Here is a 13,770-nt window from a genome sequence, read left to right as displayed (position 1 = left end):
GGTGGGGTTGAAGTCGGAGTACGAGCGGGTGGAGCGCCCGCTCGTCGAACAGCTCGCCCGGATGGGCTGGCGGCACATCGAGAGCAGCAAGGCTCTTCCGCCCGGTGCGACCGGGCGGGAGAGCTACCGGGACGTGCTGCTCCTTGACCGGCTTCGGGCCGCGTTGCGGCGGATCAACCTGGATGACGACGGCAACGAGTGGCTCGACGACGGCCGAATCAGCCAGGTGCTCTCTCAGCTCACCCGGCCACAGGCCACCTCGCTACTAGAGATCAACGAGGAGCTGACCGAGAAGCTGTTGCGCGGCGTCACTGTCGAGGGCGTGCCGGGCTGGGACGGCGGCCGGGACCGCACGGTCCACTTCATCGACTGGAGCAGCACCGACCCGCTGGCCCGCAACGAGTTCCTGGTGGTCAACCAGTTCCGGGTCGACCCGCCGGGCGGGCGTACCGCGATCTATCCGGACGCCGTGCTCTTCGTCAACGGCATCCCGCTGGTAGTGGTCGAGGCCAAGTCCCCGACCGTGCTGGCACCCACCAACGCGGCCATTGAGCAGCTGCGCCGGTACGCCAACCAGCGCGGCTCGGTAGAGCCGGAAGGCAGCGAACGGCTGTTCCACACCAACCAGTTCGTCGTCGCCACCTCCTTCGACGAGGCGAAGGTGGGCACGTTCACCTCGCTAGCCGAGCACTATGCGGAGTGGAAAACCACGGCGCCCGTACCCGAAGAAGACGTCCAGGACGACCTCGGCGTAGCACGGTTGTCGTCGCAGCAGCGTTTGGTCGCGGGGATGCTGCACCCGGCCCGGCTGCTGGATCTGGTGCGGCACTTCACGCTGTTCATGCAGCCGGAGGACCGGAAGATCAAGGTGGTCGCGCGATACCAGCAGTATCGGGCCGTGCGGGGGACCATCGACCGGCTCGTCAGCGGGCAGACCCGGGCCCAGGACGGCTCGCATGATCGGCGGGGCGGGATCATCTGGCACACCCAGGGCTCGGGCAAGAGCTTGACCATGGTGTTCCTGGTGCGGGCGATGCGCTCGCAGCCGGCGCTGGTTGGGTTCAAGGTCGTCGTGGTCACCGACCGGCGCGACCTGCAGAAGCAGCTCGCGGACACGGCCGAGCTGACCGGCGAGACGGTGCTCACGGCCAAGAGCGTCGCGCAGGCCAAGCAGTCCCTTGCTACTCAGGGGAAGGCGCTGGTCTTCGTGATGATCCAGAAGTACCGGAACCCAGAGGCGCGCAAGAACGACGACGCGGCGTTGAAGACCATCGGCGAGTTGGACCCGTCGCCCGAGGTGCTGGTGCTGGTGGACGAGGCCCACCGGTCGCACGCAAGCGCGCTGCATGCCGCGCTGCGCACGGCCCTGCCCAACGCCGCGCGAGTCGGCTTCACCGGCACACCGATCATCATGGGCGCCAAGAAGAAAACCCACGCGATCTTCGGTGACTACCTGGACCGGTACGACATCCGCCAGTCGGAGACCGACGGTGCCACGGTGCCGATCGTGTACGAGGGCCGCACCACCCGCGGCGGGGTGGCCGACGCCGACGACATCGACGAGTTCATCGACCTCTATGGGCTCAGCCCTGAGCAGACCGAGCAGCTCAAGCAGCGGTACGCCACCAAGGCGCACGTCAACGAGGCAAAGCAGCTCATCGCCGCCAAGGCGCGCAACATGCTGCGCCACTACGTGGACGTCGTACTGCCCAACGGGTTCAAGGCCCAGGTCGTGGCCAGCAGCCGGCGGGCCACCGTCCGGTACCGCACCGCGCTGCTGGCCGCCCGCGACGAGCTGGTGGCCGAGCTGGACACCCTGGACCCGGTGTGGCGGGAGCCCGAGGCACTGGCCCGGGTCGACCGGCTGCCGGCAAAGCGGGCTACGTTGGTACGGGCGTGGCGGTACCGCGAAGTCATCGCCGCGCTGGACTTCATCCCGGTGATCTCCGGTAGACAGAACGACCCGGCCGACCTGGCCGCCTGGACCAGCGGCTACGAACAGGTCGTCGAAGACTTCAAGGCCAGGAAGCTGCTGATGCCGGGCGTGCCGGCCGAGCAGGCCAGCCCGGTCGCCATGCTGATCGTCAACGCGATGCTGCTGACCGGGTTCGACGCGCCCCGCGAGCAGGTGCTCTATCTGGACAAGGCGGTTCGCGAGGCCGACCTGCTCCAGGCCATCGCCCGGGTCAACCGCACCGCCCCCGGCAAGAGCGTCGGGTACGTGGTGGACTACTACGGCGTCGCGCAGCACCTGGCGCAGGCGCTGGAGGCCTACGCCCCGGACGACATCGAGGGCGCGCTGACCAGCCTCGACGACGAGGTGCCGCGGCTGGCCGCCGCACATGCCGCCGTCCGGCAGCTATTCGCGGGCATTCGGGACTTCAGCACCGTCGCCGCACAGGACGCCTGCGTAGAGGCGTTGGCCGACGAGCGGCTGCGGGCGCGGTTCGAGGCCGCGCTCAAGATGTTCACCCGCAGCCTGGAGATCGTGCTGCCGTCGGAGAAGGCGCTGCCGTACGTAGCGGACGGCAAGGCATTCGGCGCCATTGCGCACCTAGCCCGCCGCCGCTACCGCGACCACACGCTGTTCGACGTCCGCGTGTACGGGGAGAAGGTCCGCGCGCTGATCGACGCGCATGTCCACGCCCTGGGCATCGAGCAGAAGATTCCGCCGATCTCCATCACAGCCGCCGACTACGCCGAGAAGGTCAGCGGGCTGACCAGCCCGCGCGCCAAGGCATCGGAGATGGAGCATGCCATCCGGCACCACATCAGCGAGCACATGGACGGCGACCCGGCCCACTACCAGCGGCTTTCCGAACACCTGGAGCAGATCCTCACCGAGCTGCGGGATCAGTGGGAGCAGCTCGCGCTGGCGCTGGCCGACTTCCTGCCGGTGGTGACAGCCGGGCGGACCGAGCACACCGACGGGCTCGACCCGCGCACAGAGGCCCCGTTCCACGACCTCATCGCCGAAGCACTGGCCGAACATGGCCGGCCAGTCACCGCTGCGGCGGCCGGACCGCTGCGGCAGGCCACCATCGACGTCGTACACCTCATCCGCGACGACATACGCCTGGTCGGCTTCTGGGACAATCCGCACAAGCGCGAACAGCTCCGCCGGGCGATCATCGCGCGACTGGACGACACCCGGCTGGAGGACGGCAGTGACCTGTTCAAGTACGCCATGCTGCGACCGCTCGCTGACCGACTGCTGGAACTGGCCAAGCACAACCACCACCGGCTGGCGTCGTCGCCGTGAGCGTTACCGAGGCGCTACCCGACACAATGCTCATCGGTGACCTCCACTTCGCGGTCCGCGAGTCGCCGCGCCGCGCCACCGTCGGCATCACCGTCGATCGGGACGGGTCGCTGTATTTGCAGGCCCCTACCGGGTGCCCGCCCGACGCGTTGGCCGCGTGGGCGTACTCCAAGCGGATGTGGGTGTACCGCAAGCTGGCCGAGAAGGACCTGCTGCTTTCCGCCCGACCAGCGAAGGAGTTCGTCAGCGGGGAAGGGTTCGCCTACCTGGGCCGCAGCCACCGCTTGCTGGTCACCGACACCGACGAGGTGCGGATGGAACGCGGCCGGCTGCTGCTACCCCGCACAGCGGCGGTCGGTCCAGACCCGGGCGCGTGGCTGGTCCGCTGGTACCGCGCCCGGGGCCGGCACTGGTTGCCCGGCCGGATCCGCCCGTGGACCGACCGGATGGGGCTGGTCCCGACCGGGCTCGACGTGCGGGACCTCGGCTACCGTTGGGGGTCCCTAAGCGCCAATGGCCGGCTCAACATCCACTGGGCAACACTGCAACTACCGCCGTCGCTAATCGACTACGTGCTGGTGCACGAGCTCGCGCATGTGGCGCACGCGCAGCACACGCCCGCGTTCTGGGCGACGGTGGAACGGGCTTTGCCCGACTACGAACGCCGCAAGTCTGACCTCTTCGGTGCCGGCGCCCGGCTGTGGATGGGCTGACGTTCGGCGTGCACTACCTGGCGAGAGGCACTGCCATCTGTAACCATGGCCATCGCACGGGACCTATCCGACCCTCGCTGAGTTGGGCCGCTCGGCCCGCACCTGTCGAGACCAGGTCACGCTTGCGGAACGCAACTAGGCATTTTGTGCTCGCACGATGTCACGGTGTAACTTCGACTTTCCCACGTCTCCGGCAACTGCTGATTGGGGTCGACATGCGTGAGGTCGTGCGTCGGTCTGTGCGGGCGATCCTGTGGGACGATCGTGACCATCTCGTGTTGATCAAAAGGACGAAGCCTGGCCAAGCCCCTTACTGGACTGCGCCCGGTGGCGGCCTTGAACCGACGGACGCATCCCTCGATGCAGCACTGCGCCGCGAGCTGCGAGAGGAGTTGGGCGCGGAGGCAGAGCGGCTTAGCCAGGTGTTCTTGTTCAGCTCGCCGTCGAGCGAGGGAGTGTCCGTACAGCACTTTGTCTCCTGCCGGCTTACCCGGGTAGACGAGAGCGCTCGTACGGGTGCGGAGTTCACTGATCCGGGCCGTGGTGGCTATGCCCTGGACCGGGTGGCCGTCGACCGCCTTCCTGAGGTGGACCTGAAGCCTGAGGCCCTGAAGGAGTTCATCCTTGCGAACGCCGATGCCTTGCTATCGGAGTTCAGCTAAGGCGGGCCAGATCCCTGCCGGTGCGAGCGTGAAGCGGCGCGCGGCTTGGAACACGTCCTGGGGGCGGCTCGCTCCGGCGGTGATCGCTGCGACCGCGCCGATGAGCATTCGGTGCGAGACGATCAATGCTGTGGACCCTTCACCCGCGTGTCCGAGGATCGCCGAGGCAGCCGTTGCCCGTTCGTAAAGCGCTGTAAGGCTCTCGCCGCCGGCCAGGGCCGAGTCCGGGTCGCGGAGCCGGTCCGTGCGCCAGGTCCGGTACTCGGCTGGGTAGTCGTCCGGTCCTTTGCCGAGGACGCAGTCGGGGGCGCGCCACTCGGCGTACAGCGGGTTGGGAGCGGCGAGCGGCACGCCGAGCAGCGCAGCCAGGATCTCCGCGCTCGTGGCGGCGCGCGGATGCGGGCTGGTCAACACGATTGCGGGCTGGACACCGCGGTCACGAAGTGCGTGGGCGGTGGCGGCGATCTGTGCCGCGCCGCGCGCGCTGAGGGGCGTGTCGGGGCGGGCATGGGCGTGGGGGCGGGTGATTCCGTCGAGGCTGGTTCCGTGGCGGACCCAGAGGGTCGTCATGACAGGTGCCAGCCGCCGTCGACGTTGATCGCTTGGCCGGTGATGAATCCCGCTTCCGGGGTGGCCAGGAAGGCGATGGCGGCGGCGACGTCCGAGGGTTGACCCCGTCGTTTGATGCACTGTCGGTCGAGCTGGCGTCGGACCATGGCTTGGTGATCGGGTACGACGCTGTGTTCTGCGGGGACCTCGATCGAGCCGGGCCGCACGGTGTTGACGGTGATGTTGTGGGGGCCGAGTTCGCGGGCGAGCGCGCGGACGAGTCCCTCTAGGCCGCTTTTCGCGGCGATGTAGCCGGCGAGGTCGACGCGTCCGAGCTGGGTCATGACTGAGGAGACGACGATGATTCGGCCGTAGTCGTTGGCGATGAAGACTGGTGTGGCGGCGCGGATCGAGGCGGCGTGCGTGACGAGGTTGAGTTCGAGCTGGTCGCGAAGGACGTTGAGGTCTGTCCGACTCCACGGGATGCGGGGGTACGCGCCGGCGTTGCTGATCAGGACGGCGAGTTGGGTGGCGTGTTGCTCGACGGTGGCGCGGAGTGCGGTCTGGGTGTCAGCGGCGGTCAGGTCGCCGGTGACGGTGTGGGTCTGTGCGCCGTGGCGGCGGGCGGCCTCGACGACCGCGGCGAGGTTGGTGTCGTCGTGACGGTGGGTCAGGACGAGGTCGAAGTCGGCGGACAGCCGGGCGGCGATGGCCGCTCCGATGCCGGTGCCTGCTCCGGTGATGACGGCGATGGGGCGGCTCATGAGGGCGGCTCCGCTGGCGTCTGAGTGGTGAGTCCGAGGATCTGCTCCAGGTCGGCGTCGGGTGCGTAGAGGTCTGCGAGTAGGCCCAGCGACAGAGCGGCGTCGCGGGGTTCCAGGAGCTGTAGTGGGTAGACGGCGAGGATCCGCATGGCGAGGTATGGGCGTATCCAGGTGAGTAGGTCGGTGGCGGCGGAGAGTGCGAGCGGCCGGGCGAGCGTCGTGAGGTATCGGGTGATGGCTTGCTGCCGGGCCGGCGATGGTTGGTGCTGGTAGTCGATGCCGACGGCTCGGTGAGAGAGCCTCTTGAGCCGTACGGCGGGTTCGACAGCGTCGGCGAGTGCCTTCCTGTGATCGGCGTAGGCGTCGGGGTTGTAGTGCGGGACGAGCCAGGCGCCGTGCAGTCTCTGGTACCAGAGGAAGCAGGCGATCTCGCCGGGGAGGGCATTGAGGCCTGCGGTGTCGTAGTCGAACCAGACGGGCTGGTTGTCGGCGTCGAGGCCGATGTTGAAGTCGGTGGGGTCGCCCTGGGTCATCGCGGCCCAGACCTGCTCGTCCGGGTGGAAGGCGTCGCGTAGCTCGCTGACGAGGGCAGGAAGGTCGAGCCGTCGGGGCTGTCCGTTGACCATGAGGGTGGTCTCCCGCAGGTCGGAGGGCCGGAGACCGTCGGCGTCGGCGTCGGCGTGTTTGAGCACGATCGGGTTGTGGCCGTAGTAGTGGTCCAGCCTGCCGCCAGGCTGGGCCCGGTGGCGGTAGAGCTTGCTGTTGGCGCGTGAGGCGGGGACTCGGCAGATGGTCGCGTCGATGGTTCGGCGGTAGTGCTGGAGGATCGCGTCGAGCCCGCGGTCGAGGTTGGCCGCGCTGCCGGGGCCGGTGGACGTGAGAGCGTCGAGGAGCAGGCCGGTGTCCGGAAGATCGGGTTGGTGGCGGTCGTAGAGGGTGAGGGTCCAGTGCCCGACGCGGTGCTGGGAATGCAGCCTCGGTAGCCGGTAGTAGTGACGGATGCGTTGGTACCCGGCGGCTTCGGCGGCGGCCTCCACGGGGTTCGGGTTCACCTTGGCGAAGAGGCGGTGTGTGCCGATGTCGAGGTGGAAGGTGCGGTTCATCGTAAAGCGGCGGTAGCGGCCGACGCGGATCATCGAGTCCACCAGCCCGCGCACTGCCCCGCGAAGTCGGCTATGACCTTGGCGGGGATGGCGCGAAGGTCGCTCGCGGTGGACCAGAGGGTGTCGTCGTAGCGGTCCCGCACGGGACACGCGTCGGCGACCGACATCAGGTGCGAGAACGGGGTGGCCACCGCGTGGTGGCCTGCTGATCCGGTGATCCACTTGGCGTAGCCGTGCCGTCCGTAGAGGCCGACCACATGCGGCTGGGTGCCGTCCGCTCGGATGGTGAGCGCAGCGAGATGGGTCAGGCCGGTGTCGTTGCCAATGACCAGCTCGGCGGCAGCGAACAGGTCAACGCACTCGACCGCCGTTAGTCCGTGAAGTACCTCAATCTGCCCTACGGATGCCGGAGGCTGGTGGCCCGGTGACGTCACCATGCTGAAGCGCCAGGCGCCCGAGTAGCGGGCCGACAGGTGTTCGGCGATGGCGCCGAAGTTGTCGATGCCGTAGTCCTTGCGGTCGGGGCGACTCGTCGTGGCAACGAAGACCACGTGGAGTGGCTTCGGCGCTGCGACCGACGACCGGAACCTGGGGGACGGGTCAGCGGATGCGGGAAGCCTGACGCCGAGGGCTTGCTCGACGTCGAGGTAGTAGCGCATCGGCAGCGCAGCATGGACCTCGACAATGTCGGCTTCGATGAGGTCGAGCAGCGTTGGAGGCGATTCCGGGACCGCGTCGAATTTCACGGCGTCGTCGCTGCCGTGCGTGCACAGTTGGTGCCCGTCGCCGCCCGTGACCGTGACTGGAAGGGTGCACCGGGCGATCAGGTCCGCTCGGCTGCCGGCGTACTCCAGGGCTCCGAACTGATCGTGTGTGGCGTCGTGAAGTGCCTGTGCCATGGCGAGGCCGAGCAGCAGGTCGCCGAGTCCGCGAGAGCCGAAGTCGACGCGCCACCCGGTCTCACGAACCGCGTCGAGGAGTGCCCGCCGGGGTGGGGTCTCTCCGTTGGCCCGGCGATACGACAGGAGCCGGCCGAGCGGCGCCTGTTCACGTCGGACGACGTACCGTCCGCCGCGGTGGCACACCGGTTCCTCGACGAGGGTCACAGCGTGGTCAGTACGCACAGCGGGACCCCGTTGCGCTCGAGTAGCTGTCGGCCCTCGCCGGCGGTGTCTTCGACGAGGCAGAGCGCGCCGGTGATGTCGGCGCCGGCCGCGCGAAGCGCCTCGACGAGATTGGCCAGAGTGAGTCCGGTGGTGATCTCGTCGTCCACGATGAGGACGCGCAGCCCTTCGAAGTCGCCGTAGGCGAAGACCTCAAGACGCCGGGCATGCGGCTCGTGGAACACGAGCTTCCCGGGTAGGTCGAGGTTGACTTTCCAGGCGAGCCGATACTGGCTACCACTGGCCCAGGCCACCGCGATCGTCGGCACGATGCCGCCGGCGTCCAGGCCCAGGAGAAGATCGTGCGGCCGGTACGCCGGGTGCTCACACCACCGCTTCCACAAGCTGCGTCCCGTCGCCAGGACCTGTTCCGCGGCCACGTCGGTGCGGATGCCATCAAGGCCGTGGACGACGCGGATCGGACGAGTGGTATCGCCTACCCCGAGCCGGGTCACCCGATCGGCGTGCAAAACCTCGTCAAAGGCGGTGGTCATCGAAGATCTGATCCTTCCGTCTGGCGCGTGTTGGACGCGACCGAGCAGCCGAGCACGTCGTGGTAGGCGAGGATCTTGGCGGCAGCTCCGCAGACCCGATGGGGAAGGGTTTCGTTCTGTCGCCACCGGTCGCCACTGACCTCGGCCACCGCCGGGAGGTCGATGTCGGCGTCCGGATGGCTGGTGATGAAGGCGAGACGGACCTCCTCGCTGGCGTCGAGGTCCACCCCGTCGGCCCGCAGAATGATCTTCATGATCAGCACGACGTGCTTATAGACAGCGCGGACATCGGGCTCAGGGTTCGCGGCGAGTCGCCGCAACACCATCGCCACGAGCGGCAGCTCGCTGCGGGAGGCGCGGTCGTCGGCTGGTGCGTCGAAGGCGTTGAGTACGAGGTCGCTTCGGCGGTAAAGCAAGCCGCAGCCATCGCGGGCTATCTGCCGCACCGCGTGCAGTACTCGGGGCGGGACCAACCCGGCGAGCATCTCCCGGGTGGTGAACGACGACAGTGCGATCTTCTCCCCCGCCGGTCCGCTCTGGGGTACAAGCCTGGTCTGGAGCCAGTGCAGCGGCAGCGTGTCGCGTACGACAAGGAGGTCGAGGTCGCTCCATCCCGGCTGCCAACCCTGATGGGCGAGGCTCCCTGTGGCGGCGACGAGCGCGGTCTCAGAATCGGTCAGCCTGGCGACGCAGTCCGCGAGTACCGCTTGCAGCGCCTCCGGGATGGCCGTGTCCGCACGCGGTGGAACCCTGGCCCCGGACCTGCGGTGGACAACTTCCGTGACCGCCCTCTTCAGCGCGGCCAGGCTGCGTCCGTTGTCGATGACCGTGTCGGCGATCGACGCGATGCGGTCTGCGCCCCGGCTTCGCTTGATCGCGTCGCGGGCAGCGAGCGACTCCATGGCCTCGGTGGCGCGCTGCGTGCGGAGCCCGTCCGGAAGGCGGAGGAACACAATTTCGCAGCGCTCCCCCCAGATCCTGCGGAGATGTGCTGTGGCGTCGAAGCGGTGCGCGCTCTCCAGGCTGATCCGGTGCGAGCCCGGGTTCAGCGCGGCGAATCGAAGGATCTCCTCCGTGATCATCTGCGCCTGGGTCAGCTCGTCCCATTCGCGATACGCATCGGCCACCCCGAGCCGATCGGCGGCGAGCTGCATGAGGTAGCCGATCTTCAGCCGGATGGCTGTGTGCTCCGTGCGGAGCAGCTCGCCGACCGTGCTCTTGCCGCTCTCGGACATACCAGCGAGCACCCACAGGCGCTGGATCCGGTCTGGCGGCAGCGGAACGACGGGCACGTCGAGTTGCGTCAAGACTTGGCGGATTTCGCGCTGAACGTCGAGGAGTGGGCGGTGCCCGCGCACCACGATGGCCTGGTACTCCCCGCCGTCGACTTGAAGGTCGATCGCCTCGGCCAGTCGCCGCTGGTACTCGACGTAGCGTTCGGTGGTCGGCACAGGCTCGCGTGCCACGGCATGGTGCGCCTCGGCTACCGGCTGGTCGCTGTGGCGCAGCAGCAGGTGCAGCTCACGGCGCGGCGCGGGGGCATAGCGACGTACTCTGGCCTCAACGTGGGCGAGCGCCTCGGCGGCGGATATGCCGTCCTTGACCGCCGCTGTCGCGGCGCAGGTTGCCACCAGCATCGGCCAACCGCGGTCCTCCAAAGCCAAGGGGCCGCCACCGGTACACCGCGCGGCGTGGGAGCTGAAGACGAGGTCGATGTGTTCGTCGGTGGTGCTGTCGACGAACCACCACTGACTGAAGTCTCGTCGCGACACCTCGGCCCATCGCCGGTCCCACCGATCAACTGTCCCGGTGAACTCGACATCCGGCATCGCCGACGCCAGCCAACGGGCGTTCGTGGTCTTGCCAACGTTGTCGGCGCCGTTGAGGGTGACGGCAATCCTCATCGCGGCTCCCGATAGCTCTTGAGTGTGCGCCACTGAGGAATGCGGCGGCGACCTTCATGGATGTCGAGCACGAGGGTGTCGAAGGCTTCGGTGAGTTCGGTGAGCTGCTGGAGCGCCAACGACGGTTTGACTTCGCTCGGGTCCAGTTGGGCGGTCTCCGAGAATCGCCTCCACCGAACCCACGCGATGGCCAGGCGGTCGATCACGGAGCCGATCGTCTCGGTATGCAACGGTGTCCCGTCCGGAGGCCGGATCACATGCTCAACCCAAGAGTCGATCTCCCCGATGAGAGCGACGCGAGTGGCGTTGAGACGATCGATCGATCTCTTGGCAGCAGCGACCACGTGGTCGTCAGCGGCCGGGTCGCGGGAGATTGTCTCCGCCGCCCATTGTTCGCGGTGGTGCGAGGCGAGCCGGGACGCCACGTGGAGGGGCACCGCCCAGACCTCTGGCAGAACCCGCGGAGGGCCGCCGAACGTACTGGTGATCAGTTCTGAGCTGGGCAGCGGTGGACAGCGCTGCGGGTCGGGGGCGAGTGGTGGGCCACCGACGGAACGGAGGGGCATTGGGTGGGCCTCCTTGATCCTTCGTAGGTCTTGCTACGGGCGGCGTCGACGCCGATGCCGGCGAGGGTGGTGGTCAGCCCTCACCGTCCTCGTGGCGGTGAGCCTTGGTGAGGCAGTCCTGTTGAATGCGGGCGAGGTGGTGGGTCATGCGGGCGGTGGCGGGGTGACCGGGGTGCTCGCGGCGGTGTGTGGCGATGGTGTCGGCGAGCAGGTTGCAGGCGGCTTGGCAGTGTCCGAGGTCGTGCAGGACGAGAGCTGTTGTGGCGTGAACGGCGAGGGTCCGGTGGCCGCGTGGGCCGCAGCTGCTGGTGGAGCGTTCGCCGAGCTGCCGGTAGAGGTGGTATGCGCGTTGATGGTGGCCGGCGGTGCGGTGGGCTGCGGCGAGCAGGTGCAGGGTGTGCAGGCTGCGCCGGTGTGTGGGGCCGTAGAGGTGGTCGGTGCTGTGGTGGGCGTACCCGGCCCAGGCGGTAGCGGCGTCGAGTTCGCCGAGCCGCAGGTGCAGTGTGGCCAGGATGGTGGCGGCTTCGGCGTGCATCGGATGAGGTGGGGCGGTGGCGGGGTCAATGCCGCTGAGGCTGTTGTTCAAGAGGTGTCGGGCGCGTAGCGGATCGTTGAGGGTCAGGTCGCAGGCAGCGGCGTGCTGCGCGCGTCCGGATTCGCACGGGTCTGGGCTGCCTACGGGCATCGCGCGCCAGGTCAGGGTGATGTCGCGGGCGGTGGCGCCGACGGTGACGTGTGCCAGGACGCGGTGAGCGTGGATGGCGGCCAGGTGTGGAGGCGTTGGTGTCGCTGCGGAGGCGGGGATGATCCGTGGCGCGTGTCGCAGGATTGCTCGACCGACGTGATCGGCGATGACGACGGCGTGGAGTGGCCTGCGCCGACAGTCGTTTCCGCAGAGGTACGCCGGCGGTGCCGCGTCGGCCGGTTCGGTCTGAGCCATCGGTTGGTGGCAGAACTTGCAGTGCAGCAGCCCGGGAATTAGGTAGACGTCCCAGGGTCGAGTGCCGTCCGCCGCGTTGTCCGCCTGACGCGGTAGCGGAGTTGTGGCCCTGGTGACCCATTTCTGCACGATGCGGGGATCGAGGTCCAGTTGGCGGGCGACGGTGGTGACGGCGCCGTAGGCCTTGATGGTGCGGGCGTCGGCGACGCGCTGAACGACCGCGTCGACGAGGTCGGGTGGGTATCTGCGGGGGAAGGCCATCATCTGTCCGTGGGAGGGGTGGGCGGGTTAGGCGTGCTGGTCGTGCCAGCGGTTGCCGACGGGGCGTGCAGGGTTGATCGGCATGGGGTTGCTGGCGTGGCGGGGGTTGCGGCGCATGGGGCGCAGGCTCGGTCCGTTCGGCACGGTGAGGGACGGGCGGAGCGTGTACCCGTAGCGGGCGTACAGGCGCTCTGTTTCTGCGGGAGCGGTGGTCCAGGAGGGCAGGTCGATGCGGTCGAGGCGGGCGCGGTGATGACCAAGCAGGGAGCTGCCGAGACCTTTCTTCTGCCCGGTCGGGGAGACGGCGAGGAGCGCCAGGTGGTAGTGCGGTTCGGTGGGCTGCTGCTGTGCGATCAGGCCCTCAAGGGTGGTGAAGCGCTCAGCGTGTGCTCCGGCGGCCTGCACGAGGCGGGTCGGGTAGTTGGTCGGTGGTGGGATCGGTCGGTAGCGGTGAAAGCCGACGGTGGCGGCGGTGAGGTCGTCGGTGAGGTGTACGTCGCCGAAGAACATCGCGTGTTCCACCCACACCGCGACGACGTCGGTCAGCACCTGGCGGCGCTGCGCGGCGTCCGGCACCAGCCAGGCACCGAGCGGGCTGGGGTGCAGGGCGTCGGCGATCAACGCGGCGACGACCTGTCTGTCTGTCCAGCGGGCGGCACGGATACGAACGCTGGGGTCCACGGCTGTTGTCATCTCCTCGGCGGTCTATCGGTAGGTGGCGGTGGCGAGGTCCCCGATCGCGGCGTCGACGGCGGCGGTGATCTCCCGGATGGGCCGGTGGTGCTGGGCGGCGATGGTCTTGAGGTGGGTGGTGAGGGTGGTGGTGTCGTCGTCGAGGTAGAGGTGCTCGGTGAGGCCGAGGACGGCGACGAGTCCGGCGAGGGCGGCGGTGTGGTTGTCCGGTTGTTCGCGGCCGGCGGCGAGGTAGCGCAGCCGGGCGCGGGCGACGACGGCCCATTTGGTGTCGGTGGCGAGGTAGGCGTCGGCGCGGACCAGGCCGCCGAGGCGGCGGCGGGCAGTGTGGCGCAGGATGCCGGCGGCGACGAGTCCGGCGCGGGTGCGTTCATACAGGTCGTCGGCGAAGCTGCGCAGGAACGCCTTCACGGTCGGGGTGGTCCGGGAGTGGTGGATCGCGGCGAGGGCGGTGTCGGCGATCAGGTCACCGACCGGCTGGTCGGAGTTCAGGCGTAGCCACCGGTCCGCCGCCGGGTGCTCGTCGTAGGAGTTGAGGGTGATCCGTCCGGCGAGGAACAGGTCGATCAGCACTGCGCCGGCCATGCCGAGGGCCAGGGCTTGGCGGTGCAGGTGCGGCTGGCCGGTGTCGTCGTGGTGCCCGAGCAGGAACAGCTCGTCACGCAGCGGCAGCCGGGGTATCGACGCGGTCATCCC

At 68.6% G+C, this 13,770-nt stretch carries 13 protein-coding genes; 3 read left to right on the top strand and 10 right to left on the bottom strand.

The features are described 5' to 3' along the window. The first annotated feature begins 1 nt into the window (after window position 1). The 3 genes from ACN27C_RS05440 (at window position 2) to ACN27C_RS05430 (ending at window position 4,637) form a co-directional block, all read left to right on the top strand. Window positions 2-3,262: a type I restriction endonuclease subunit R gene (locus tag ACN27C_RS05440; protein WP_422750628.1), complete on the top strand. Its 3,261-nt coding sequence runs from the start codon at window positions 2-4 to the stop codon at window positions 3,260-3,262. Continuing rightward, on the top strand, window positions 3,259-3,975 hold the full coding sequence (locus tag ACN27C_RS05435) for a M48 family metallopeptidase (RefSeq protein ID WP_422750627.1): 717 nt from the start codon (window positions 3,259-3,261) through the stop codon (window positions 3,973-3,975). The genes ACN27C_RS05440 and ACN27C_RS05435 overlap by 4 nt, the downstream gene beginning before the upstream one ends. A gap of 215 nt (window positions 3,976-4,190) precedes the next feature. Further along, complete coding sequence (locus tag ACN27C_RS05430; RefSeq protein ID WP_422750626.1) at window positions 4,191-4,637, top strand: NUDIX hydrolase; 447 nt, start codon at window positions 4,191-4,193, stop codon at window positions 4,635-4,637. Here ACN27C_RS05430 and ACN27C_RS05425 read toward each other — a convergent pair. From ACN27C_RS05425 to ACN27C_RS05380, 10 genes are all read right to left on the bottom strand, one after another. Continuing rightward, window positions 4,620-5,207, bottom strand: coding sequence for a histidine phosphatase family protein (locus tag ACN27C_RS05425; RefSeq protein ID WP_422750625.1), 588 nt, complete (start codon window positions 5,205-5,207; stop codon window positions 4,620-4,622). The genes ACN27C_RS05430 and ACN27C_RS05425 overlap by 18 nt on opposite strands. Then, complete coding sequence (locus ACN27C_RS05420) at window positions 5,204-5,950, bottom strand: SDR family NAD(P)-dependent oxidoreductase (protein ID WP_422750624.1); 747 nt, start codon at window positions 5,948-5,950, stop codon at window positions 5,204-5,206. Before ACN27C_RS05420 ends, ACN27C_RS05425 begins: the two co-directional genes overlap by 4 nt. After that, a complete protein-coding gene (locus tag ACN27C_RS05415; RefSeq protein ID WP_422750623.1) occupies window positions 5,947-7,086 on the bottom strand; it encodes a hypothetical protein in 1,140 nt (379 codons plus the stop codon). The genes ACN27C_RS05420 and ACN27C_RS05415 overlap by 4 nt, the downstream gene beginning before the upstream one ends. Continuing rightward, entirely contained in the window at window positions 7,083-8,159 is a 1,077-nt protein-coding gene (locus ACN27C_RS05410; protein WP_422750622.1) for a glycosyltransferase family 9 protein, read from the bottom strand. Before ACN27C_RS05410 ends, ACN27C_RS05415 begins: the two co-directional genes overlap by 4 nt. Next, window positions 8,156-8,710, bottom strand: a complete 555-nt coding sequence (locus tag ACN27C_RS05405) for a phosphoribosyltransferase (protein ID WP_260027012.1) — start codon at window positions 8,708-8,710, stop codon at window positions 8,156-8,158. The genes ACN27C_RS05410 and ACN27C_RS05405 overlap by 4 nt, the downstream gene beginning before the upstream one ends. Further along, entirely contained in the window at window positions 8,707-10,614 is a 1,908-nt protein-coding gene (locus ACN27C_RS05400; protein ID WP_422750621.1) for a hypothetical protein, read from the bottom strand. The genes ACN27C_RS05405 and ACN27C_RS05400 overlap by 4 nt, the downstream gene beginning before the upstream one ends. Continuing rightward, a complete protein-coding gene (locus ACN27C_RS05395; protein ID WP_422750620.1) occupies window positions 10,611-11,051 on the bottom strand; it encodes a DUF4254 domain-containing protein in 441 nt (146 codons plus the stop codon). Before ACN27C_RS05395 ends, ACN27C_RS05400 begins: the two co-directional genes overlap by 4 nt. Window positions 11,052-11,253: 202 nt before the next feature. Next, window positions 11,254-12,381, bottom strand: coding sequence for a hypothetical protein (locus ACN27C_RS05390; protein WP_422750619.1), 1,128 nt, complete (start codon window positions 12,379-12,381; stop codon window positions 11,254-11,256). A 27-nt stretch (window positions 12,382-12,408) separates the two neighbouring features. Next, the gene (locus tag ACN27C_RS05385) at window positions 12,409-13,074 is read right to left on the bottom strand and encodes an N-acetyltransferase (protein ID WP_422750618.1); all 666 of its coding nucleotides are present in this window, start codon (window positions 13,072-13,074) and stop codon (window positions 12,409-12,411) included. A gap of 12 nt (window positions 13,075-13,086) precedes the next feature. Continuing rightward, a complete protein-coding gene (locus ACN27C_RS05380) occupies window positions 13,087-13,767 on the bottom strand; it encodes a GOLPH3/VPS74 family protein (protein WP_422750617.1) in 681 nt (226 codons plus the stop codon). Between the last annotated feature and the right edge of the window lie 3 nt (window positions 13,768-13,770).

The sequence above is a fragment of the Micromonospora sp. WMMD1219 genome (assembly GCF_049315215.1).
Taxonomy (GTDB): Bacteria; Actinomycetota; Actinomycetes; order Mycobacteriales; family Micromonosporaceae; genus Micromonospora; species Micromonospora tulbaghiae.
This window is presented reverse-complemented; position numbering and strand designations above follow the sequence as displayed.

Bases quoted from the DNA above. Each gene is read 5' to 3' on its own strand.
- ACN27C_RS05405 (WP_260027012.1), bottom strand. From the start codon at position 8,710: ATGACCACCGCCTTTGACGAGGTTTTGCACGCCGATCGGGTGACCCGG.
- ACN27C_RS05430 (WP_422750626.1), top strand. From the start codon at position 4,191: ATGCGTGAGGTCGTGCGTCGGTCTGTGCGGGCGATCCTGTGGGACGAT.
- ACN27C_RS05420 (WP_422750624.1), bottom strand. From the start codon at position 5,950: ATGAGCCGCCCCATCGCCGTCATCACCGGAGCAGGCACCGGCATCGGA.
- ACN27C_RS05415 (WP_422750623.1), bottom strand. From the start codon at position 7,086: ATGATCCGCGTCGGCCGCTACCGCCGCTTTACGATGAACCGCACCTTC.
- ACN27C_RS05400 (WP_422750621.1), bottom strand. From the start codon at position 10,614: ATGAGGATTGCCGTCACCCTCAACGGCGCCGACAACGTTGGCAAGACC.
- ACN27C_RS05425 (WP_422750625.1), bottom strand. From the start codon at position 5,207: ATGACGACCCTCTGGGTCCGCCACGGAACCAGCCTCGACGGAATCACC.
- ACN27C_RS05380 (WP_422750617.1), bottom strand. From the start codon at position 13,767: ATGACCGCGTCGATACCCCGGCTGCCGCTGCGTGACGAGCTGTTCCTG.
- ACN27C_RS05390 (WP_422750619.1), bottom strand. From the start codon at position 12,381: ATGGCCTTCCCCCGCAGATACCCACCCGACCTCGTCGACGCGGTCGTT.
- ACN27C_RS05385 (WP_422750618.1), bottom strand. From the start codon at position 13,074: ATGACAACAGCCGTGGACCCCAGCGTTCGTATCCGTGCCGCCCGCTGG.